This is a genomic window from Sphingopyxis macrogoltabida (genome assembly GCF_001307295.1).
GTDB classification, from domain to species: Bacteria; Pseudomonadota; Alphaproteobacteria; order Sphingomonadales; family Sphingomonadaceae; genus Sphingopyxis; species Sphingopyxis macrogoltabida_B.
Map to the genome: position 1 here is coordinate 1,861,390 of NZ_CP012700.1, position 19,261 is coordinate 1,880,650.

A 19,261-nucleotide genomic window follows, 5' to 3' on the forward strand; every position below is an offset into this window, starting at 1 on the left:
GGAATGATGACGATGAAGACATATTTGAAGCATATAAAGCCGACCGGGCTGGCGATGGCCGCCTTGGCCGTGACCGCTGCAGTGGCCGTGGCGGTGCCGTCGGCGACGGCACAGCGCAACCCGGCCTATGAAGCCGCCCGCGCGGCGGGGCAGGTCGGCGAGCAGCCCGACGGTTACCTCGGCTATGCCTCGACCCCGACCCCCGCGGTGCGGGCGATCGTCGACGACATCAACATCAAGCGCAAGGCCGCCTATACCAGCGGCGCCCCGCAGGGCAGCACGGTCGAGCAATTCGCTTTCGTCACCGGCTGCAACCTGATTGCCAAGACCAAGCCGGGCGAAAAATACAAGGCGCCCGACGGGAGCTGGAAGACGCGCGACAGCGGCCCGCCGGTGCGCGATTCGCGCTGCCCGTAAAGCTCGGCTAACGAACAAGGGCGCCCGCGGGCGCCATATGCCGCCGCGCCCCTAAACGCGGCGGCATTTTTGTGTGTGTGCGGCAAGCTCATTTGCGCGCTGCAACATAATGTTGCGCTGCGCCCACGCGCGGGCATTGACTTCACAGGGCGTCGTTCCTAAACGGACCGCGCCTTAGGGGTCCCCCGATTTTTCGGGCCTTTTTTCGCAGGCAGGATCGCGGTTTTCCGCTTCTGTTTCAGGAGGATGGCGCAAGATGACGGGGAACGGCAGCGATCCGGGACCAACTTCGGAGGATTCGCGCCTGGTCTCGCTCGAAGAGCGATTGGACCGGGCCGAAGCCGCAGAAGCGAAACGGACCGCGGTGAATGCCGGACCGGAATCCGATGCCAATTACCGGCTCGGCAACCGGGTATTGGCGGAACTGCTGGGCGGATTGATCGGCGGCGCACTGTTCGGGTGGCTGATCGATCGCTTCGCCGGCACGTCGCCCTGGGGCTTGTTGGGGATGTTGTTTCTGGGGATCGTCGTGGCGTTCCGGAACATCATCCGCCTGACAAAGACGCCCCGCAACTAGCGGAGCAAACAGGAATTTATCGGCGGGACGGCCCCAAAAAGCCGCCCCGCAATGCGCGTGGAGTGAAGAGTGGCGGCGGAATCCGGCAAGATCGACCCGATGCACCAGTTCGAGGTGACCCCGCTCGGCGGCGGTTTCAACCTCGGCGGGCATGAAGTCCTGTTCACCAACAGCGCGCTGTGGATGGTGATCGCCGCCGTCGTGCTCGGCCTCTTCATGTGGGGCGGGATGCGCCGCCAGCTCGTTCCGGGCCGCTGGCAGGCCGCAGTCGAAGGCTTTACCGGCTTCATCTCGAACATGATGACCGCGAATATCGGCAGCGAAGGGCGCAAATATACGCCCTACGTCTTCTCGCTGTTCATGTTCATCCTGTTCTGCAACCTGCTCGGCATGTTGCCGCTGGGCGTGCTGGGGCTCCACCCCTTCACCGTCACCAGCCACATCGCGATCACCGGCGTGCTCGCGCTGCTTTCCTTCTCGATCGTGCTCGTCGTCGGCTTCTGGCGCCATGGCCTGCACTTTTTCTCGCTGTTCGTCCCGCACGGTACGCCGCTGCCGATGATCCCCTTCATCGCGGTGATCGAGTTCATTTCCTTCATGATCCGCCCGTTCAGCCTCGGCCTGCGGCTCTTCGTTGCGATGACCGCCGGCCACGTGCTGCTGAAGGTGCTGTCGGGCTTCGTGATCAACGGCTTCAACGCCGAGAATATCGCGATCGGTTCGGTCGTATCGGTGCTCAGCTTCCTCCTGATGATCGGCATCAGCGCGCTCGAACTGCTCGTCGCCGGCATCCAGGCCTATGTTTTCGCCCTGTTGACCTCGCTTTACATCAACGACGCGGTCAACCTTCACTAATCCGTTTTATAATAAACGCTTACACCCAAGGAGTATTACAATGGACGCAGAAGCAGCAAAGCTGATCGGTGCAGGTCTCGCCGCAATCGGTGCCGGCATGGCCGCCATCGGCGTGGGCAACGTCTTCGGCAGCTTCCTCGAAAGCGCGCTGCGCAACCCGGCAGCCGCCGACGGCCAGCAGGGCCGCCTGTTCATCGGCTTCGCCGCTGCCGAACTTCTCGGCCTGCTGGCGTTCGTCGTTGCGATGATCCTGCTCTTCGTCGTCTGATTTCAGCGACGACCGGCGGCGCCGGCTTTTCGGAGCCGGCGTTCGCCTGTGCAGGTTTTTCCAGATTTTAGGGTTCGCCTTTCATGCCCCAGATAGCCCAGCTAACCGCTGACAATTGGTACCTTGCCTCGCAGCTTTTCTGGCTGCTGGTCGTCTTTGCCGGTATTTATATCGTCATCGGCCGCGGCATGCTGCCCAAGATCGAAGCGACGGTGGACGCGCGCGACCGCAAGGTAGCTGACGATCTGGCGGCGGCAAAGGCGGCCCATGCCGCCGCCGACAACCTCGAAGAAAGCTATCGCCAGCAAGGCGACGCGGCCCGCGCCGCTGCCCAGAAGGCGGTCTCCGACGCGAAGGACAAGGCTGCGAAAGACGCCGAAAAGCGTCTTGCCAAGGTCGATGCCGAACTGGGCGACAAATTGTCGGCCGCCGAAGCCGAAGTCGCCAGCGCGCGCTCCTCGGCAATGGCCGAAATCGAATCGGTCGCGGCCGAGGCAGCGGGCGAACTGGTCGCCAAGCTGTCGGGCGTGAAAGTCGTCGCGGCGGATGCCAAGGCGGCAGTGAAGGCGGTGCTCCATGGCTAATCCCCTGATCATCCTGTCCGAAGCGGCAGGCGAAGCGCATGCCGATCCGACGGCGTTCGGCATGGATGCTACCGTCTGGGTGTCGATCGCGATGCTCGTCTTCATCGCCATCCTGTTGTGGAAGGGCGTGCCCGCGATGATCGCGGGGATGCTCGACAAGCGGATCGCGGAGATTTCGAAGCAGCTCAATGAAGCCGAACAACTTCGTCTCGACGCCGAATCGCTGAAGGCGGAATATGAAGCAAAGCTCGCCGACGCGGCCAGGGAAGCCGACGAGATGCGGGTCCGCGCCGATGCCGAAGCCGAGGCGCTGGTCACCAAGGCCAAGGCCGATGCGACCGCGCTGATCGCGCGCCGCAAGCAGATGGCCGAAGATCGCATCGCCGCGGCCGAAGCCACCGCTCTCGCCGACGTACGCAGCGCCGCCGCCAAGGCAGCGACCGAAGCCGCGGCGAAGCTGATCGCCGAAAAGCATGACGCCAAGGCCGACAAGGCGCTGGTCGATCAGGCGATCGCGGGGGTCGCCAAAAGCTGATCCCGGCAACATCGTCGAAACAAGGCGCCCGCGGATTTCCGCGGGCGTTTTGCGATGGGCTACGGTGGAGAGTGAATGACGGCTTCGGCGCACAACCCGTGGCATTCTTCAAAGAACGCCATGATAAGCCGCGCCCTCGCATCGGTTTCTGCCACGATGTCTTCTAGCGAAAGTAGAACCTCGTCGTCGGCGTTCGCGGCAATAATCCTGTCGGTTACCCGCAAGATATAGGACATTTCTCCAATCTCGGCTGGCAAATCACCATATTTTGGAACGGAAAATGACAGCTGATCGCCAATTTGCGGGATAGTCCTCACATCGATAGAGCCCGACACACGACCATATGCGGTGCCGATACCCAGCAGGGATATGTCAACATAAACCCGATGCATATTGCCTTACTTCATTCTTGGAATGAAAGAGCGGCTTAGGTCCAAAAACCTAACGTTCCTTTCACCTCCAAGTGCCTGCATCCCACCCCGGCTCAGGCCGGCGGCACTTCCCACAGCATCAGCTTGGTCGCATGGACATTCTCGCGCGCCTTGTTGGCGTCGAGACGCGTCAGTTTCACGTCGCCTTTCAGCGCGCCCATTTCCAGCATCGCATCGATCACCACGACACCGCCCGCGCCGACCTCGATCTCGAAATCGGTCGGACGGGCAAGGCTTGCCTTGGCGGTCGCAGCGTGGATGCGGTGTGTTCCCGGCGCGACGTCGGCCACCAGCATTTGGCCCGACTTGATCTGCCCTTTGGCAGCGTCGTCGAGCGTGATGTCCATGCCCTGCAGCGCGGCGACGAAGCCTCGGCGCGTGATATAAATACGCGCCTTGCCCTCGGGCGCTTGCATCGCCCGCGCGTTGGCGACGGCCGCATCGTCGGCCTTGGCGCCGCCCTTGTTGCTCGACAGGGCCCAGAAACAGAAGATGACGACGCCGCCGATCAGCAGCACCGAAAGGATCAGCAAGGTGCCCGGCGAAAAGATGCTGGCGAGCGATGGCCCCATGAAGGCCCCGAAAATGGCTGCGAGGAAAATGATCGTCAGCCACATTGCGTTCTTGCTCATGCCGTCCTCCTGTTATGCCGGGGCGAATTCTCCCGTCGCTTCGTCCATCACATGCAATATGCCGTCGCTGATCGCAAAAAATGCGCCGCGCAGTTTTAACGTGCCGCGCTTTTCCTTCTCCTGGATACAGGGGAAGGTGCGCAGATTGTCTATGCTGACGCGCACAGCCGCCATTTCCATCGCGCGGCCTGCGGTACGGTTGTCGAAATCGGGATATTCGGCGCGGATCCCGGCGCTCGCTTCGTCGAGCAGGGCGATCCAGTCGGCAATGAAACCGCCGCGGCCCGGTTCGGCGCCCTCCATCGAGCGGTGCAGCGCGGCGTGGCAGCCGCCGCACAGGCCGTGCCCCATCACGACGATTTCCTCGACCTTCAGAAACTGCACTGCGAATTCAAGCGCGGCCGACACGCCGTGACGCCCCGGCGTCGTCTCGAACGGCGGCACCAGCGCCGCGACGTTGCGCACGACGAAGATTTCGCCGGGGTTGGTATCGAAAATCTGCGACGGTTCGGATCGGCTGTCCGAACAGGCGATGACCATCACCCTGGGCGACTGGCCCTCTGCAAGCTGTTTCCAGCGTTCGCGTTGTTCCGCCCAACCGCCGTTACGGAAACGCCGGTATCCCTCGATCATGTCTGCAAAGTGAGTCATGGACGCGCCTTAGCATAGGATGCGAGGTTGAGAAGAGGCGCCTGCGCGACTATGTGGGCGAAATGAACGCTCCCGCACAGCCAGCCACCACGCCAAGCCAGCGCAGCCGCAAGCCCGACTGGATCCGCGTCAAGGCGCCGACCAGTCCCGGCTATGCCGAAACGCGCAAGCTGATGCGCGAACTCAACCTGCATACGGTTTGCGAGGAAGCGGCGTGCCCGAACATCGGCGAATGCTGGACCAAGAAGCATGCGACGGTGATGATCCTCGGCGACACCTGCACGCGGGCCTGCGCCTTCTGCAACGTCAAGACTGGCATGCCGCGCCCCGTCGACCTGCTCGAGCCCGAGCATACCGCGATCGCCGCGGCGAAGATGGGGCTCAGCCACATCGTCATCACCTCGGTCGACCGCGACGACCTGCCCGATGGCGGCGCGGGCCATTTCGTCAAGGTGATCAACGCGCTGCGCCGCGAAACGCCGAAGACGACGATCGAGATCCTGACGCCCGACTTTCGCAACAAGCCCGAAAGTGCGGTCGCGGCGATCGTCGATGCGCGGCCCGACGTCTATAATCACAATCTCGAAACCGTGCCGCGGCTCTATCCGACGATCCGTCCGGGCGCGCGCTATTATGCGTCGCTGCGCCTGCTCGAAAGCGTCAAGCGCCGCGATCCGTCGATCTTCACCAAGTCGGGGATCATGCTCGGGCTCGGGGAGGAACGGATGGAGGTCCATCAGGTGATGGATGACATGCGCAGCGCCGACATCGACTTCATGACGATGGGGCAATATCTGCAACCGACGCCGCGGCACGCCAAGGTGATCGACTTCGTGACGCCGCAGGCGTTCGACAGCTATGCCCAGATCGCGCGCGCCAAGGGCTTCCTGCAGGTCGCATCGTCGCCGCTCACCCGCTCAAGCTATCACGCGGGCGACGATTTCGAGCGCATGCGCGCCGCGCGCGAGGCGCAACTGGCGCGCGCCAGGGCGGACTGACGCCGCGTTGCCGAGGCACCACGAAAGCCGCGTCCTGCCGTACAGCGCCGACCAGATGTTCGCGCTGGTCAGCGACATTGCGCATTATCCCGACTTCCTGCCGTGGGTGATCGCGCTCCGCATCCGTAGCGAGAGCGAGGAAGAGGCGGTCGCCGACATGATCGTCGGCTTCAAGGGATTGCGCGAAAGCTTTTCGTGCCGTGTCCACAAACAGCGGCCGAGCGACGTGTCGGTCAGCTATATCGACGGGCCGATGCGCCATCTCAGCAACGAATGGCATTTCGAGCCGACCGACGATGGCGGCTGCCGCGTCGATTTCATGGTCGATTTCTCGTTCCGCAGCCGGGTTTTCGAAACGCTGGCGGGACAGATGTTCGACAAGGCGCTGCGCAAGATGATCGCGGCGTTCGAGGCGCGGGCGGACGAACTTTATGCGGCGGGGAGGGCGATATCCTCAGACGGCCGCAGCGCATCCTTGCCGGGCTGAAGCAGTTCGAGCGCGAACATCGTCGCGTGATGGCGGATGCCCGCGCGGTCGCCGTCTTCGAAGAAGACGCGCTGGGTGAAGTAATCGTCGGGATCTTGCCCACGCACCGCGCGCGCGAAAACGACGGTTCCCACCGGCTTCTTCTCCGACCCGCCGCCGGGGCCCGCGATCCCGGTAATAGCGACCGCGACATCGGCGTCGCTGTTCGCCAGCGCCCCTGCCGCCATCGCCCACGCCGTCGCGAGCGACACTTCGCCGAAGGTTTCGATGATTTCGCTACTGACGTCGAGCTGGCGCTTCTTCGCTTCGCCCGAATAGGTGACGAAACCGGCGCTGAACACGTCCGAACTGCCGGCGATGTCGGTCAGCGCGACCGCGACCATGCCGCCGGTGCAGCTTTCGGCGACCGCGATCTTGCGGCCGGCGGCGCGGTTTTCGGCGAGCACGGCAGTGGCAAGATCGTCGCGCGCGGCAAGGCGCGTTTCAAAGTCGGACGGCACGGGGTCAATTCTCCGGAAGTTGCAGCGTAGCGACGGCCTGGGCGGCGATCCCCTCGCGGCGGCCGGTGAAGCCCAGCCGCTCGGTCGTTGTTGCCTTCACACTAACCCGCACGGGGGAAATCGCAAGGATTTCGGCGATGCGTTCGCGGATCGCAGTGCGGTGCGGGCCGATTTTGGGCGCTTCGGCGATGATGGTCAGGTCGATATGCCCGATCCGCCCGCCGCGGGCGGCGACACGTTCGGCCGCGAAGGACAGGAAGCGGTGCGACGCCGCGCCGCGCCATTGCGGATCGCTCGGCGGGAAATGATCGCCGATGTCGCCTTCGCCGAGCGCGCCAAGCAGCGCGTCGGTGAGCGCATGAAGTGCGACGTCGGCATCGCTATGGCCTTCAAGTCCATGACTATGCTCGATTTCCAGTCCGCCGATCCACAGCGGCTTGTCGGCAACCAGACGGTGCACATCATAACCCATGCCCACCGCGGTCTGCATCATGACATTGCTCCCCAATAGTCCCGACAGGATCGCCATATCGTCGGCATATGTCAGTTTGTGGAGCCTTGCATCGCCCTCGACCGCAGTGACGCCGACGCCAAGCCGCCGCACAATTTGCGCGTCGTCGGTTGCCGAACCGTCGCGCGCGGCCGTGTGCGCATGGCGCAATGTCCCCAAATGAAACGCCTGCGGCGTCTGCACCCGCGCCAGCGCGCCGCGATCGACGACCGCGCCCGCTTCGCCATCCGCCTGTTCGACAAGTGTATCGGGGACGGGCAGCGTCGGGATGGCTGCCTTGGCGCCATCCTTTAGCGCATCGAGCAGCCGGTCGATCACCACCGCCGACACACCGGGCCGCGCGGCATCGTGCACCAGCACCAACGCGTCATCGTCCCGGTCGGCGAGGGCCGCGAGGGCGTTGGCTACCGAATCCTGCCGTTCCGCGCCCGGCACGGCGATTTCCCACCCCGCCGGCAGCGGCCCGATCGCCGCAGCGACGTCTTCGCTTGCGACCAGCACGCCCGCCGCAATCGCTTCATGCGCCGCCAAGGCGTCGAGGCTCCAGCGCAGCACTGGCTTGCCCGCCAGCTCCGCGAGTTGTTTCGGCAATTCGAATCCCGCGCGCTTACCCAGACCGCCGGCCAGCAATATGGCGACGACACGCGGGGCAGGGGAGGATGCGGACTCGTTCATCGCCCGCGCGGTTAGCGCAGCATCGGCTTGCGGGGAAGCGGCTTAGCGTGTAGGGGCGTGCTCAATTTTTAGGCAATCCGACGAAAGCTCCCCGCCATGGCGCCGCTGCGGCCCATCCAGATCGGCAACATCACCATCGCGGATCCGGTGATCCTCGCGCCGATGACGGGCGTCTCCGACCTGCCGTTCCGCAAGCTCGTTCGCTATTATGGCTCGGGGCTCAACGTCACCGAAATGATTGCCAGCCAGGCTGCGATCCGCGAAACGCGCCAGTCGATCCAGAAAGCCGCATGGGATCCGGTCGAGGAGCCGGTATCGATGCAGCTCGTCGGCTGCACCCCCTATGAAATGGGCGAAGCGGCGAAGCTCAACGAAGATCGCGGCGCCGCGATCATCGACATCAACATGGGCTGCCCGGTGCGCAAGGTCACCAATGGCGATGCGGGTTCGGCGCTGATGCGCGACCTGAAGCTCGCCGCCGCCCTCATCGATAGCTGCGTGAAAGCGGTGTCGGTCCCGGTTACGGTCAAGATGCGCATGGGCTGGTGCCACGACAGCCTGAACGCCCCCGAACTCGCCCATATCGCCGAGGATCTCGGCGCCAAGCTGGTGACGGTTCATGGCCGGACGCGGAACCAGATGTACCGCGGCGAAGCCGACTGGCGTTTCATCCGCACCGTCAAGGACGCGGTATCGATCCCCGTCATCGTCAACGGCGACATCTGCTCGTCCGACGACGCCAAGGCCGCGCTCGCGCAGAGCGGCGCCGATGGCGTCATGATCGGCCGTGGCGCTTATGGCCGGCCTTGGCTGCTCGGACAGGTGATCGCGGCGCTACGCGGCGAAGTCGAGCGGCCCGATCCGGGTATCGACGAACAATATGACGTCATTACATCGCACTACCGCGCGATGATCGACCATTATGGCGAGATGACCGGGGTCAATATGGCGCGCAAGCATCTTGGCTGGTACGTCAAGGGGCTGCACGGCTCGGCCGAGTTCCGCAACAAGGTCAATCAGATCCCGACCAGCCGCGGCGTGCTCGACGCGCTCGAGGAATTCTACGGCCCGCATCTGACCAAGGCCGCCGCGTGAGCGCGCTCACGTCGAGCATCCCGACCTTCGATCACGACGAGTTGATCCAGTCGCACCCGATCGCGACGCTGATGATCGACAAGGGCGGGGTGATATTGTTCGTCAACGCCGCCGCCGAACAGCTTTGCAACGTCGGCCGCGCCGCGATGGTCGGCCGCGTCGTCTATGACGTGATCAGCATGGACCGCAGCTATCGCCAGCGGATGAACGATCCCGGCTATTCGGCGCTGTTCGCGCATCGCGCCGAAATTTCGGTCGGCGCCCGCCGTTCGATCTTCGTCGACATGCAGATGGTGTCCTATGGCCAGAGCGGCCACCGCATCCTCGCGCTGGTGCCGTCGCAGAATGAGGCCGAGCTGATGGGCGGTGCGATCGGGCGCTCGGGACGCGCCGCCGGCGCCGCGGCATCGATGCTGGCGCACGAGATCAAGAACCCGCTCGCCGGCATCAAGGGGGCTGCGCAACTGCTCGCGCGCAAGACCGACGCCAGCGGCGAACGCTTCACCACGCTGATCTGCGCCGAGGTCGACCGCATCACGACGCTGATCGACCAGATGGAGCATTTTTCGCGCGGTCAACCGATCGCCTGCTCGGCGATCAATCTCTATCAGGCGATCCATCAGGCGATGGAGGCGGTGCGCGCGCGGCAATTGCCCGATATCCGCTTCGTCGAGGATTTCGATCCATCGCTGCCGCTGGTGCTGGGCAACCATGACGCCATGGTGCAAATATTGCTCAACCTCGTCACCAACGGGTGCGAGGCGCTGAGCGGCCAGCGGGACGGCACGGTGCGCATCGCGACCGCTTATCGTCACGGGCTGTCGATCGACAACGGCGATGGGCGCGGCCGCATCGCATTGCCGATCGAGGTCAGCGTCAGCGACAACGGGCCGGGCGTCCCCGCAGAGATTCGCGGCGACCTGTTCGATCCCTTTGTCACCACGAAACGCGAGGGGCGCGGGCTCGGTCTTGCACTCGTCGCCAAGCTGGCGCGCGATATGGGCGGCACGGTCCAGCATATGCGCGACGGTGAATGGACGCGCTTCCGCATCCACCTGCCTGCCGCGCCGGCGGGGAAGGGGGGCGCCCGGTGACAGACGGCAAGACGGTTCTGCTGGTCGAGGACGATCCCGCGATCGCGCTGATTATCCGCGAAACGCTCGTCGACGAATGCGGCACTTTTGCCTCGGTCGGCAGCATCGCCGAACGCAATGCCTGGCTTGCCGACCACCGCCCCGACCTGATCATCACCGATGTCGTGCTGCCCGACGGCGACGGTATCGATTCGCTACCCGGCGTCGGGGTCGACCCGGCCACCCCGGTGATCGTGCTGTCTGCACAAAATACGCTCGATACTGCGGTCCGGGCGACCGGGATCGGCAGCTATGATTATCTGCCCAAGCCGTTCGACCTTGAAGAACTGACCGCGAGCGTTCGGGCCGCGCTGCAGCGCCGCGCCGAACCGGCGGCAAAAGCCGATGCTGGACAGGCCGACAGCCACGGCCTCGTCGGCCGCGCCCCGGCGATGCAGGCGGTCTATCGCACCATCGCACGGCTTGCCTCGAACGACCTTGCCGTTCTGATCCTCGGCGAGTCGGGAACGGGCAAGGAGGTCGTCGCGCGCGCGGTCCACGCCACCGGGCTGCGCCGCGCCGGGCCGTTCGTCGCCATCAATATGGCCGCGATCCCGCGCGAATTGATCGAGGCCGAGCTTTTCGGCCACGAAAAGGGCGCCTTCACCGGCGCGCACAGCCGCAATGCGGGGCGCTTCGAGCAGGCGGCGGGCGGGACGCTGTTCCTCGACGAAATCGGCGACATGCCGCTGGAAGCGCAGACGCGGCTGCTGCGCGTCCTGCAGAGCAACGAATATTCGACCGTCGGCGGCAGTCAGGCGCTGCGCGCCGACGTTCGCGTCGTCGCGGCGACGCACCGTGACATGCGGGCGCTCGTCGCCGACGGGCGGTTTCGCGAGGATCTGTTTTACCGGCTCAACGTCATCCCTGTAACCTTGCCGCCGCTGCGCGACCGGCGCAGCGACATCGCCGCACTCGTGCGCCATTTCGTCGATGCCGGGCGGCATTCGGGGCTCCCCGACCGCCAGTTCGCGCCCGCCGCGATGCAGATGCTCGAACGCCATGACTGGCCCGGCAACGTCCGCGAACTCGGCAACGTCGTACAACGCCTCGCCGTGCTGTCGCGAGACACGGTGGTCACCGCGCGCGACGTCCAGGCGGTGCTGCACGACAACATCGACGGCGTCGGCACCGCCGAACCGGCCGACCTGCTGGCCCGCGCCGTCGACGACTGGGCACGCGACCAGGTGGCCGAAGGCGCGGCGGACGGCGATATCCACGAACGCCTCGAGGCAATCGTTGAAGCGGCTTTGTTCCGCCGCATCTTGCGCGAGGTTCGCGGCAACCAGCTCGAGGCGGCGCGGCGCCTTGGCATCAACCGCAACACGCTGCGCAAGCGGCTGGGACAGCTCGACATCGACCCGGCGCATCCCTGATCCGCTCCGCGCCCGGTTCGACCGGGCGGAAATCGGGCCGATCGAACCGCGAAACGCACTTTGTGTGTTTTCTATGCAACAGGTTTGTCGTAACGCAGCAACAATGGCGCAACTCGCTCCCCCCGCCAATGACATCGATTCGGGCGTGGACGACGCACGGGCGAATGGCTGGCAGTTTGCGGCGCCCGAATATTATACGCTCGGCATCATGATCAGCGTCGCGATCGCGACCTATATCTTCGTGACCGGCGACAGTCAGAGCCAACGGCTGCTGACCCCCGCGATTGTCGCGGCGATCATGGTCGCTAACCTCGTGCCCGCGATGGCGCTGATCGTGCTGATCGGCAGCCGCGTCGCGCGGGCGCGCGCCGTGCGGTCGATGGCGGGCGGCAATGGCCGCCTCCACGTCCGCCTCGTCGCGCTTTTCTCGCTGCTCGCGGCAACGCCGACCCTGCTGGTCGTCATCTTCGCGTCGCTGCTGTTCCAGTTCGGCGTCGACTTCTGGTTTTCGGACAAATCGCGCGGCATGTTCGAGAATGCGGCGAACCTGGCCGAGGGCTATTATCAGGAAAACCAGCGCGAGGTCGCCGCCAACACGGGCGCCATGGCGACCGATCTCGGCGCCTATCTCGATCGGGTGCCGATCAACGATCCCGGTTTCTCCAACTATTATTTCCAGCAGGTCGTCGTCCGTAACCTCAATGAATCGGCGATTATCGAAATCGGCAAGGATGGCGTCGCTCGAACGGCGGCGGGGGTCGATCCCGACAATCGCGCGGCCGAAAACCGGCTCTCGAAGATGATGGTGAGCCGCCTCGATGCCGGCGAAGACGTGGTCGTCGTCCGCCAGCCCGACCGGATCGAGGCGGCGACCCGGCTGCCCGGGACGGAACGCGCCTATCTCTATGCCTCGCGCGATTTCAACGTCCCCGGCTTCCAGCAGTCGGTGCGCGCCGGCAATGTGCTCGCCGACTATAATGCGCTGTTCAAGCGTTCGCAGCTTTTGCAGTTGCAGTTCAACGGCGCGCTGTTCCTCGGTGCGCTGCTGCTCTTGGCGCTGGCGGTGGTCGCGGCGATCGTCGTCGCCGACCGTATCGTCCGCCCGCTCGGAACGCTGGTCGGGGCGACGCGTACCGCGGCCGACGGCGATCTTTCGGTGCGGGTGACGCCCCCGGCGCGCGACGACGAAATTTCGGTGCTGACGCGCGCCTTCAACCGCATGACCGAGCAACTTGAAGGGCAGACCGGGGCGCTCGTCAGCGTCAACGAGCAACTCGAAGCGCGCCGCAGCTTCATCGAAGCGGTGCTCAGCGGCGTGTCCTCCGCGGTGGTATCGGTCGACGCCGATCATCGCATCCTGCTCGCCAACGCCGCGGCCGAGCGGCTGATCTGCCAGTCGAGCGACTGCCTGACCGGTCGCAATCTCGCCGACTTCGCGCCAGAACTCGCCGAACTGCTCGCCAGCGACGAGCGCGAAGCAATCGTCCAACTCGCGCGCAAGGATGCCGAACCGGCCACGCTCGCCGCCAAAGCGGTGGCGCAGGGTGACGGCTTCGTGCTGAGCTTCGAGGATATCACCCAGCAATTGCTCGATCAGCGCCGCGCCGCCTGGTCCGACGTCGCGCGGCGCATTGCGCATGAGATCAAGAATCCGCTCACCCCGATCCAGCTCGCGGCGGAGCGTCTCCAGCGCCGGTTCGGCGACAAGGTGGAAGGCGACAGCGCCACCTTCCGCAAGCTGACCGATACGGTGATCCGCCAGGTCCATGATATGCGGCGGATGGTCGACGAGTTTTCCAGCTTTGCGCGCATGCCGAAGCCGACCTTCGGCGTCGAGGATGTCCGCGACATCCTCCGCCAGGCGGTATTCCTGTTCGAGGTGGCGAAACCGGAAATTGCCTTCACGATCAAGACGGCCGACGAGATCGAACCGCTGGTTTGCGACCGCCGCCTGCTTTCGCAGGCGCTCACCAATATCGTCAAAAATGCCGTCGAAGCGATTGAAGAAAAGCCGAAAGATGCCGAAGCCAACCCGGTCGGCCATATTCTCGCGGAACTCGAAACGGGCGCGCGCGATTCGCTGATCATCCGCATTTGCGACGACGGGATAGGACTCCCCGAAGCGCGCGAAGCGATCGCCGAGCCCTATATGACGACGCGGCAGGGCGGAACGGGGCTAGGGCTCGCGATCGTCAAAAAGATCGTCGAGCAACATTATGGCGAGCTGGAATTTTCGGACAATCCGGCGGGGCAGGGTGCGTGCGTGACGATGACCCTGCACCCCGACCGGTTGCGCGCGCTTGCGGACCGGGGGGCCGGCAAGGGCGGCGAGGGGAAAGTGATAGGGCAGGCAGAATCGGTACCGGGGCGGATGCGGCACCGGCAGGACAGAGAAGAACATGGCGCTTGATATTCTGATCGTCGACGATGAGCGCGACATTTGCGACCTGGTCGCCGGCGTCATGGAGGACGAAGGCTATGAAGCGCGCACGGCATCCGACAGCGACGCGGCGCTGGAAGCGATCCGCCAGCGGCGGCCGTCGCTCGCGCTGATCGACGTCTGGCTGCAGGGCTCGCGGCTCGACGGTCTGGGACTGGTCGAGGCAATCAAGGCGTTCGACCCGACGCTGCCGATCATCGTCATTTCGGGGCACGGCGGGCTCGATACGGCGGTCGCGGCGATCCGGCGCGGTGCCTTCGACTTCATCGAAAAGCCGTTCGAGGCCGAGCGGCTGCTCCATCTCGTCGCGCGCGCGACCGAGAACGAGCGGCTGAAATTCGAATATGAGCAGCTTCGCGAAAAGGCTGGTCCCGCCGACGAACTGACCGGCACCAGCGCCGCGATCAACAATGTCCGCGCCACGCTGAAGCGCGTCGCCGGTACCGGCAGCCGGGTACTGATCACTGGCGCGCCGGGCGTCGGCAAGGAAGTCGCATCCCGCGTGCTCCATGGTTGGAGCGGCCGGCACAACGCGCCGTTTCGCGTCATTTCTTCGGCGCGAATGGATCCCGAGACAGTCGAGATCGAGCTCTTCGGTTCCGAATCCGACGACGGATCGATCCGCGTCGGCCTGCTCGAACAGGCGCATGGCGGCACTTTGTTCCTCGACGAGGTCGCCGACATGCCGCTCACCACGCAGGGCAAGATTCTGCGCGTGCTGACCGACCAGAGTTTCACGCGCGTCGGCGGACGGACGATGATCCGCGTCGATGTCCGGATCATCTCGGGTTCGGCGCGTGACCTAATGGCCGAAATCGCCGAGAACCGCTTTCGCGAGGATCTTTATTACCGCCTGAATGTCGTGCCGGTGCATATCCCGCCGCTGCGCGAACGGCGCGACGATATTGCCAGCCTTTGCGACCATTTCGTTCGCCGCTACGCCGCCGACCGCCGTGTCCCGCCGCCCGAAATCAGTGCCGAAGCGATGGCGGCGCTGCAGGCGCACGACTGGCCGGGCAATGTCCGCGAGCTTCGCAACGTCATCGAACGCGTGATGATCCTGGCTCCCAGCGACCGGCTCGCACGGATCGACGCCGACATGCTGCCTGCCGAACTGGTGCGCGGCGGCGCCGATATTTTGCCGAACAGCGAATCGATCACCGCCATTCCGCTCAAGGAAGCCCGCGAGAATTTCGAACGCGAATATCTGCGCATCCAGATCAATCGTTTTTCGGGCAATATCTCGCGTACCGCAACCTTCATCGGGATGGAGCGTTCGGCATTGCACCGCAAACTGAAGCTGCTCGGATTGACCGACAATAGCGATGGCGAAGGGTAAGGGGCTTTGACGTAGACCTGCGGCGCGCTATGCCGCATATTGCGTGTGCGAAGAAGGTCAAAGATGCCGGCTGCGCCGACATCGCACCGCGGGTTATACCGCCAAGAACAGGAGGCCAATGTGTCCGATAAGAATCAGAATCTCCAGGATCTTTTCCTAAACGCCCTGCGCCGCAGCAAGACCCCCGTCACGATGTTCCTCGTCAAGGGCGTCAAGCTGCAGGGAATCATCACCTGGTTCGACAATTTTTCGCTCCTTCTCCGCCGCGACGGCCAGTCGCAGCTCGTCTACAAACACGCCATCTCGACGGTCATGCCCTCGCATGACTTCGACCTCTCCCTTCTCGGCGACAATCTGCGCGATGCGCCTGCCAGCAAGGGTAAGGCCTTGCAGGATGTTTTCCTGAACGCAGTGCGGCGTTCGGACGAGTCGGTGACGATGTTCCTCGTCAACGGGGTGATGCTGCAGGGCGATATCGTCGCCTTCGACCTGTTCTGCATGCTGCTCGAACGCGAGCGGCAGGTGCAGCTTGTCTACAAGCACGCCATTTCGACCGTCCAGCCGAACGGGCCGATCAACCTGACTGACAACGGCGACGACGACGCCGGCGACGCCTGATCGATCGCCCGAACGCTCCGATGAACGATGACATTGGCGAAGTGACGCGCGGCGCCGCAGCGCTGCTGGTCGTGCCCGAATGGCATGGCCAGCGGTTGTCGCGCGACCTTGATGCGCGCGTCGAGGAAGCAAAGGGGCTCGCCATCGCGATCGGGCTCGTCGTCGTCGCGGCGCATCCGATCCGGCTGCGCCAGACACGCGCCGCCACCTTGCTCGGCGTCGGGCAGATCGATGCGATCAAGCCCGATATCGCGGCGCACGACGTCCAGGTCGTCATCGTCGACGCGCCGCTGACCGCGATCCAGCAGCGCAATCTCGAAACCGCGTTCGGGGCGAAGGTGATCGACCGGACCGGACTGATCCTCGAAATCTTCGGCGAGCGTGCCGCGACCGCCGAAGGGCGGCTGCAGGTCGAACTCGCGCATCTCGACTATCAGGCGGGGCGACTTGTCCGAAGCTGGACCCACCTTGAACGCCAGCGCGGCGGCTTCGGCTTCCTCGGCGGCCCCGGCGAAACGCAGATTGAGGCCGACCGGCGGATGATCCGCGACCGCATGGCACGCATCCGCCGCCAGCTCGAGGATGCGCGCCGCACGCGCCAGCTACAACGCGCTAAGCGCCAGCGCGCGCCGTGGCCGGTGATCGCGCTTGTCGGCTATACCAACGCCGGGAAATCGACCTTTTTCAACCGCTTGACCGGAAGTGACGTCATGGCGGAAGATATGCTGTTCGCAACCCTCGATCCGACGATGCGCGAGATCGGGTTGCCGGGGATCGACAAGGCGATCTTGTCCGACACCGTGGGTTTCGTCTCCGACCTGCCGACCCAGCTCGTCGCGGCGTTCCGCGCGACGCTCGAGGAAGTGACAACCGCCGACCTGATCGTCCACGTCCGCGACATCGTCCATCCCGACAGCGAGGCGCAATATGACGATGTCCGCGCGATCCTCGACTCGCTGGGCGTCAACGGTGCGCAGGACGGGGAAGGGGGCGGCGATGCGCCCGACGCCATTCCGCAAATCGAAATCTGGAACAAGATCGATACCGCCGATCCCGAACGCCGCGCGGCGATCGCGGAAATGGCGGCGCGGCGGCCCGACGTCGCGCTGATCTCGGCCGTCACCGGCGAAGGCGTCGACGCCGCGCGTATCCTCATGACGTCGCAATTGACCGCGCAGCACCAGACGCTGCGGATTTTCCTCGGCTTCGACCAAGGCGACGCGATGGCATGGCTGCACGCGCGCGGCGAGGTGCTGAGCGACGAAGTGCAGGGCAAGGGGCATTTGCTCACGGTCCGGCTCGACCCCGCCGACCGGGCACGTTTCGAGCGATTGTGGCCAGCCAGACCCGACTCTACGAGCGCTCCGACGCCTTGACGGCCTGCCAATGCGCTTCCTGCGCATCGAGCGACAGCCCGGCGAGGGTGCCGCCGGCGCGATCCTCCATGGCGGCAAAACGGCGCGCGAATTTGAGATTGGCATCGCGCAGCGCGCCTTCGGCATCGACGCCGAGCTTGCGCGCATAATTGACCACCGCGAACAGCAGGTCGCCAACCTCCTCGTGCCGCGCCGCATCGCTGTCCGCATCGGCGACCTCGGCCAGTTCCTCGGCAATCTTGTCGCGCGGACCCTGGATGTCGGGCCAGTCGAAGCCGACCCGCACGGCGCGCGCCTGTAGTTTCTGCGCGCGAAGCAGTGCCGGCAGCGACAGCGCAACGCCCGCCAGCGCGCCCTGCGGACCGTCGGCGGCGCGCTCCGCCGCCTTGATCTGCTCCCATTGCATCCGGACGTCATGGGCCTTGGTGTCGCCGAAGATGTGCGGATGGCGGCGCTCCATCTTGTCGCTGATCGCCGCCGCGACGTCGTCGAACGTGAAGAGCCCGTCGTCGGTCGCGATCTGGCTGTGAAAGACGACCTGGAGCAGCAGGTCACCAAGTTCGTCGCAGATCGCAGCGGGATTGCCGCCGGCGATCGCGTCGGCAACCTCATAGGCTTCCTCGATAGTATAGGGCGCGATCGTCGAGAAATCCTGCGCCAGATCCCATTCGCAACCGCCGTCGGGGTTACGCAATTGGCGCATGATGGCGAGCAGGCGATCGATGGGGGACAGGCTTGTCGTGTCGGCCATCCTATTATCCGATAATATATATTATGTTAAATTATTTTATATAAGCGGGAAAGCAAAGGCCTCCTCACGCCACGAGTTGATACGTCCGGATGACGATGAACACGAGCGCGAAGATCGCGAGCCAGGCCAGCCCCATCTTGAGCCAGTCGGCCAGTTTTAGCTGACGCGCGACGAGCGCACTGACAACGAGCGTCAGCGCCATCGCGAACCACAGCATGTCGGCGCCGGTTTCCATCGTCATAGCTGCACCTCCAGCCCGTCATAACCCGGCTCGACCCCCGTCGGCAACTCGGCCGCCAGATCGTCATAGTCCATCGTATTGTCCATGTGCGTGATGATCGCACGCGGGTTGCCGACTTTGGCGAGGCCTTCGAGCGACATTTGCAGGTGCGGATGCGTCGGATGCGGATAGCGCCGCAACGCGTCGATCACGAACAGATCGACGCCTTGGAAAAAGTCGACCATCTCATCGGTAAACTTCGAAAAATCCGTAGCATAGGCGATCTTGTGCGCACCGTCGCTGAAGATGAGCCCGGTCGCCTTGATCGGCCCATGCGGCATTTCGATCGCCGACACCTCGATTGGCCCGATCGATTGATGGTCCAACAATTCGACCGGATCGACCGACGCCGGATAGCCGGCATTGCCCGCAAAGGCATAGGTGAAGCGCCACTTCAATATGTCGAGCACATGGTCGCGCGCGTAAGCCGGCACCGCCGACCGCCGCAAATGCATGATCTGCCGCAGGTCGTCGAGCCCGTGGCAATGATCGGCATGCTCGTGCGTCCAGATGACCGCATCGACCTCGCCGACCTCCGCGTCGAGCAATTGCAGCCGCATGTCGGGGCTGGTGTCGACGAGCAGCCGGAAGCCGCCGAGCGAGATCAGGATCGAGGCGCGGCTCCGCAGGTTGCGCGGATTGTCGGGATCGCACTGCCCCCAGTCGTTGCCGATCCGCGGCACGCCAGAAGACGTCCCGCAGCCGAGGATCCGAAGCTTCATGGCGCGTCTG

The 19,261-nt window shown here is 64.5% G+C and carries 23 protein-coding genes; 15 read left to right on the plus strand and 8 right to left on the minus strand.

Translation table 11 applies throughout. The features are described 5' to 3' along the window. Positions 1–12 precede the first annotated feature (12 nt). From AN936_RS08760 to AN936_RS08785, 6 genes are all read left to right on the plus strand, one after another. Complete coding sequence (locus AN936_RS08760; RefSeq protein WP_420496840.1) at positions 13–417, plus strand: YdbL family protein; 405 nt, start codon at positions 13–15, stop codon at positions 415–417. Between the two features lie 256 nt (positions 418–673). After that, complete coding sequence (locus tag AN936_RS08765; RefSeq protein ID WP_054587827.1) at positions 674–994, plus strand: AtpZ/AtpI family protein; 321 nt, start codon at positions 674–676, stop codon at positions 992–994. Positions 995–1,063: 69 nt separating this feature from the next. Further along, positions 1,064–1,849: a F0F1 ATP synthase subunit A gene (locus AN936_RS08770; protein ID WP_054587828.1), complete on the plus strand. Its 786-nt coding sequence runs from the start codon at positions 1,064–1,066 to the stop codon at positions 1,847–1,849. Between the two features lie 40 nt (positions 1,850–1,889). Continuing rightward, a complete protein-coding gene (locus AN936_RS08775) occupies positions 1,890–2,117 on the plus strand; it encodes a F0F1 ATP synthase subunit C (RefSeq protein ID WP_003044110.1) in 228 nt (75 codons plus the stop codon). 83 nt (positions 2,118–2,200) lie between these two features. Then, a complete protein-coding gene (locus AN936_RS08780) occupies positions 2,201–2,701 on the plus strand; it encodes an ATPase (RefSeq protein WP_054587829.1) in 501 nt (166 codons plus the stop codon). After that, positions 2,694–3,236, plus strand: coding sequence for an ATP synthase subunit B (locus AN936_RS08785; RefSeq protein ID WP_054587830.1), 543 nt, complete (start codon positions 2,694–2,696; stop codon positions 3,234–3,236). Before AN936_RS08780 ends, AN936_RS08785 begins: the two co-directional genes overlap by 8 nt. Before the next feature lie 59 nt (positions 3,237–3,295). On the opposite strand, the gene AN936_RS08790 is transcribed toward AN936_RS08785, so the two are convergent. From AN936_RS08790 to AN936_RS08800, 3 genes are all read right to left on the minus strand, one after another. Beyond that, complete coding sequence (locus AN936_RS08790; RefSeq protein ID WP_054587831.1) at positions 3,296–3,628, minus strand: hypothetical protein; 333 nt, start codon at positions 3,626–3,628, stop codon at positions 3,296–3,298. 92 nt (positions 3,629–3,720) lie between these two features. Beyond that, positions 3,721–4,299: a DUF2846 domain-containing protein gene (locus AN936_RS08795; RefSeq protein ID WP_054587832.1), complete on the minus strand. Its 579-nt coding sequence runs from the start codon at positions 4,297–4,299 to the stop codon at positions 3,721–3,723. Positions 4,300–4,311: 12 nt separating this feature from the next. Next, positions 4,312–4,950 carry a carbonic anhydrase gene (locus tag AN936_RS08800; protein ID WP_054587833.1) on the minus strand — a complete coding sequence of 213 codons (639 nt, stop codon included), beginning with the start codon at positions 4,948–4,950 and terminating at the stop codon, positions 4,312–4,314. Between the two features lie 62 nt (positions 4,951–5,012). Here AN936_RS08800 and lipA point away from each other — a divergent pair, with 62 nt between their 5' ends. Continuing rightward, the gene (gene lipA / locus AN936_RS08805; RefSeq protein WP_054587834.1) at positions 5,013–5,948 is read left to right on the plus strand and encodes a lipoyl synthase; all 936 of its coding nucleotides are present in this window, start codon (positions 5,013–5,015) and stop codon (positions 5,946–5,948) included. A gap of 7 nt (positions 5,949–5,955) precedes the next feature. After that, complete coding sequence (locus tag AN936_RS08810) at positions 5,956–6,435, plus strand: type II toxin-antitoxin system RatA family toxin (RefSeq protein WP_084758253.1); 480 nt, start codon at positions 5,956–5,958, stop codon at positions 6,433–6,435. Here the strand turns inward: AN936_RS08810 and AN936_RS08815 are convergent. Both AN936_RS08815 and AN936_RS08820 read right to left on the minus strand, forming a co-directional pair. Further along, positions 6,378–6,935 (minus strand): CinA family protein, encoded by a 558-nt coding sequence (locus AN936_RS08815; RefSeq protein ID WP_054587836.1) that lies wholly within the window; start codon positions 6,933–6,935, stop codon positions 6,378–6,380. The two genes, AN936_RS08810 and AN936_RS08815, sit on opposite strands and share 58 nt — an antisense overlap. Before the next feature lie 4 nt (positions 6,936–6,939). Then, the gene (locus AN936_RS08820) at positions 6,940–8,121 is read right to left on the minus strand and encodes a bifunctional 2-C-methyl-D-erythritol 4-phosphate cytidylyltransferase/2-C-methyl-D-erythritol 2,4-cyclodiphosphate synthase (RefSeq protein ID WP_054587837.1); all 1,182 of its coding nucleotides are present in this window, start codon (positions 8,119–8,121) and stop codon (positions 6,940–6,942) included. A 96-nt stretch (positions 8,122–8,217) separates the two neighbouring features. On the opposite strand from AN936_RS08820, the gene dusB reads away from it, so the two are divergent. The 7 genes from dusB (at position 8,218) to hflX (ending at position 17,498) form a co-directional block, all read left to right on the plus strand. Continuing rightward, positions 8,218–9,216, plus strand: coding sequence for a tRNA dihydrouridine synthase DusB (gene dusB / locus AN936_RS08825; protein ID WP_054587838.1), 999 nt, complete (start codon positions 8,218–8,220; stop codon positions 9,214–9,216). Continuing rightward, positions 9,213–10,310 carry a two-component system sensor histidine kinase NtrB gene (locus tag AN936_RS08830; RefSeq protein ID WP_054587839.1) on the plus strand — a complete coding sequence of 366 codons (1,098 nt, stop codon included), beginning with the start codon at positions 9,213–9,215 and terminating at the stop codon, positions 10,308–10,310. The genes dusB and AN936_RS08830 overlap by 4 nt, the downstream gene beginning before the upstream one ends. Continuing rightward, positions 10,307–11,725 (plus strand): nitrogen regulation protein NR(I), encoded by a 1,419-nt coding sequence (gene ntrC, locus AN936_RS08835; RefSeq protein ID WP_054590176.1) that lies wholly within the window; start codon positions 10,307–10,309, stop codon positions 11,723–11,725. The genes AN936_RS08830 and ntrC overlap by 4 nt, the downstream gene beginning before the upstream one ends. 145 nt (positions 11,726–11,870) lie before the next feature. Then, on the plus strand, positions 11,871–14,135 hold the full coding sequence (locus AN936_RS08840) for an ATP-binding protein (RefSeq protein ID WP_234715780.1): 2,265 nt from the start codon (positions 11,871–11,873) through the stop codon (positions 14,133–14,135). Then, positions 14,125–15,504 carry a sigma-54-dependent transcriptional regulator gene (locus AN936_RS08845; protein ID WP_054587841.1) on the plus strand — a complete coding sequence of 460 codons (1,380 nt, stop codon included), beginning with the start codon at positions 14,125–14,127 and terminating at the stop codon, positions 15,502–15,504. Before AN936_RS08840 ends, AN936_RS08845 begins: the two co-directional genes overlap by 11 nt. A 63-nt stretch (positions 15,505–15,567) precedes the next feature. Continuing rightward, the gene (gene hfq / locus AN936_RS08850) at positions 15,568–16,122 is read left to right on the plus strand and encodes an RNA chaperone Hfq (RefSeq protein ID WP_084758255.1); all 555 of its coding nucleotides are present in this window, start codon (positions 15,568–15,570) and stop codon (positions 16,120–16,122) included. 20 nt (positions 16,123–16,142) lie between these two features. Further along, positions 16,143–17,498, plus strand: a complete 1,356-nt coding sequence (gene hflX, locus AN936_RS08855) for a GTPase HflX (protein ID WP_054587842.1) — start codon at positions 16,143–16,145, stop codon at positions 17,496–17,498. On the opposite strand, the gene mazG is transcribed toward hflX, so the two are convergent. The 3 genes from mazG to AN936_RS08865 form a co-directional block, all read right to left on the minus strand. Then, a complete protein-coding gene (gene mazG, locus AN936_RS08860) occupies positions 17,476–18,249 on the minus strand; it encodes a nucleoside triphosphate pyrophosphohydrolase (protein ID WP_054587843.1) in 774 nt (257 codons plus the stop codon). The two genes, hflX and mazG, sit on opposite strands and share 23 nt — an antisense overlap. 64 nt (positions 18,250–18,313) lie before the next feature. After that, entirely contained in the window at positions 18,314–18,490 is a 177-nt protein-coding gene (locus AN936_RS25050; protein ID WP_158500068.1) for a hypothetical protein, read from the minus strand. After that, entirely contained in the window at positions 18,487–19,251 is a 765-nt protein-coding gene (locus tag AN936_RS08865; protein ID WP_054587844.1) for an MBL fold metallo-hydrolase, read from the minus strand. The genes AN936_RS25050 and AN936_RS08865 overlap by 4 nt, the downstream gene beginning before the upstream one ends. Positions 19,252–19,261: the final 10 nt, after the last annotated feature.

Bases quoted from the DNA above. Each gene is read 5' to 3' on its own strand.
- AN936_RS08760 (WP_420496840.1), top strand. From the start codon at position 13: ATGAAGACATATTTGAAGCATATAAAGCCGACCGGGCTGGCGATGGCC.
- AN936_RS08765 (WP_054587827.1), top strand. From the start codon at position 674: ATGACGGGGAACGGCAGCGATCCGGGACCAACTTCGGAGGATTCGCGC.
- AN936_RS08775 (WP_003044110.1), top strand. From the start codon at position 1,890: ATGGACGCAGAAGCAGCAAAGCTGATCGGTGCAGGTCTCGCCGCAATC.
- AN936_RS08780 (WP_054587829.1), top strand. From the start codon at position 2,201: ATGCCCCAGATAGCCCAGCTAACCGCTGACAATTGGTACCTTGCCTCG.
- AN936_RS08785 (WP_054587830.1), top strand. From the start codon at position 2,694: ATGGCTAATCCCCTGATCATCCTGTCCGAAGCGGCAGGCGAAGCGCAT.
- AN936_RS08790 (WP_054587831.1), bottom strand. From the start codon at position 3,628: ATGCATCGGGTTTATGTTGACATATCCCTGCTGGGTATCGGCACCGCA.
- AN936_RS08795 (WP_054587832.1), bottom strand. From the start codon at position 4,299: ATGAGCAAGAACGCAATGTGGCTGACGATCATTTTCCTCGCAGCCATT.
- AN936_RS08800 (WP_054587833.1), bottom strand. From the start codon at position 4,950: ATGACTCACTTTGCAGACATGATCGAGGGATACCGGCGTTTCCGTAAC.
- lipA (WP_054587834.1), top strand. From the start codon at position 5,013: ATGAACGCTCCCGCACAGCCAGCCACCACGCCAAGCCAGCGCAGCCGC.
- AN936_RS08820 (WP_054587837.1), bottom strand. From the start codon at position 8,121: ATGAACGAGTCCGCATCCTCCCCTGCCCCGCGTGTCGTCGCCATATTG.
- dusB (WP_054587838.1), top strand. From the start codon at position 8,218: ATGGCGCCGCTGCGGCCCATCCAGATCGGCAACATCACCATCGCGGAT.
- AN936_RS08845 (WP_054587841.1), top strand. From the start codon at position 14,125: ATGGCGCTTGATATTCTGATCGTCGACGATGAGCGCGACATTTGCGAC.
- hfq (WP_084758255.1), top strand. From the start codon at position 15,568: ATGCCGGCTGCGCCGACATCGCACCGCGGGTTATACCGCCAAGAACAG.
- hflX (WP_054587842.1), top strand. From the start codon at position 16,143: ATGAACGATGACATTGGCGAAGTGACGCGCGGCGCCGCAGCGCTGCTG.
- mazG (WP_054587843.1), bottom strand. From the start codon at position 18,249: ATGGCCGACACGACAAGCCTGTCCCCCATCGATCGCCTGCTCGCCATC.
- AN936_RS25050 (WP_158500068.1), bottom strand. From the start codon at position 18,490: ATGACGATGGAAACCGGCGCCGACATGCTGTGGTTCGCGATGGCGCTG.
- AN936_RS08865 (WP_054587844.1), bottom strand. From the start codon at position 19,251: ATGAAGCTTCGGATCCTCGGCTGCGGGACGTCTTCTGGCGTGCCGCGG.